The following is a 1,242-nucleotide window of genomic DNA, read 5'->3' as shown; positions in this document are numbered from 1 at the left end:
AAACGCATTCCAATTGATCGGATTGTACAACCTGTAAAGACAAAACTCTAACACCCCAAAACCAGCCTTTTAACACAAGCGTGATTCACGCCACGGGGGAATTGCGCGCAAATCAAGGAAACCAACATGACAAATTCTACTTTTTTAAAAGAAATGGCAGAAAAATATGGATTTTCTGCTGAAGAATTTCGAACCACAATCATAAAAACTTGTATTGGAGATAAAAATGCTAATGTCATCACTGATGCAGAATTTGCCGTTTTTCTTTTTGTTGCCAATACTTATGGACTTAACCCTTTAACAAAAGAAATCTATGCATTCCCTAAAAAAGGCGGCGGCATCATACCCGTTGTTTCTATCGACGGTTGGATAAAGATCATCAAATCAAATCCTGACTTTGATGGCATGACCTTTCAAGATCAAATCAATGAGGATGGGAATATCATTGCTATCAAATGTGCTATTCGTCTCAAAGGGATTAAAGACCCTATCGAAGTCACCGAATATCGCAAAGAATGCGAACAAGACCACAGTGACCCTTGGAAAAAATACCCCGCACGTATGTTGCGCCATAAAGCCACTATACAATGTGCTCGCTATGCTTTCGGGCTTTCCGGTATTTATGAAGAAGATGAAGCAAAACGTATCAATGAAACAAACCATAACGTACAAACGAAGTTAGTTTCTTATGATGTGCTTACGCAAATCAAACAATTAATAAACATCACTCAAACAGAAGAGGAAAAAGTCCTTGAGTATGGACGAGTCCAAAAGCTTGAAGATCTTCCTGATGAAGTAGCACAAAGGATTTTGGATGTTTTGCAAAAGAGACAGCATGAAAAAGAACAATCTTTCCTACAACAAAAGCAAATAGAGGCGCCTATACAAGATGCCGAATATATTCACGTCCAAGATATCGAATATGGACCACAAGAACAAAGAACGGCGGTGTGAGATGGAACAAAGAACAGCAGAATGGTTTCAAGCGCGCTTGGGTAAAGTCACCGCATCTAATGTTTACAACATTATCAGTAAGACAGCAAAAGGATTGCCTACGAGCAAATATGAAGACTACAAAATCAAACTCATAACAGAGCGCTTAACAGGCGAAACAAGCCCTTATTATGAAACTGAAGATATGAGATGGGGTATTGAACATGAAGAAGATGCCTTGAGAGAATATGGCTTCATTTATGATGCCGATATAACAAAATGCGGCTTTATCCAACACCCCACAATAGA

General features: G+C 38.9%; 2 protein-coding genes. Both read left to right on the top strand.

Features of this window, described 5'->3' with window-relative positions; genetic code table 11:
* Positions 1–126 precede the first annotated feature (126 nt).
* Positions 127–954 carry a recombinase RecT gene (locus ACFIQC_RS09845; RefSeq protein WP_375707135.1) on the top strand — a complete coding sequence of 276 codons (828 nt, stop codon included), beginning with the start codon at positions 127–129 and terminating at the stop codon, positions 952–954.
* A 1-nt stretch (position 955) separates the two neighbouring features.
* Positions 956–1,242, top strand: a 287-nt coding sequence (locus ACFIQC_RS09840) for a YqaJ viral recombinase family protein (RefSeq protein ID WP_375707134.1), incomplete at its 3' end; no start/stop codon positions are given.

Origin of the sequence: Bartonella sp. AA126HLJHH (genome assembly GCF_042197425.1) — a bacterium.
Classification (GTDB): domain Bacteria; phylum Pseudomonadota; class Alphaproteobacteria; order Rhizobiales; family Rhizobiaceae; genus Bartonella.
The sequence above is the reverse complement of the archived record's forward strand: the minus strand, read 5'-3'. Positions and strand labels throughout refer to the sequence as shown.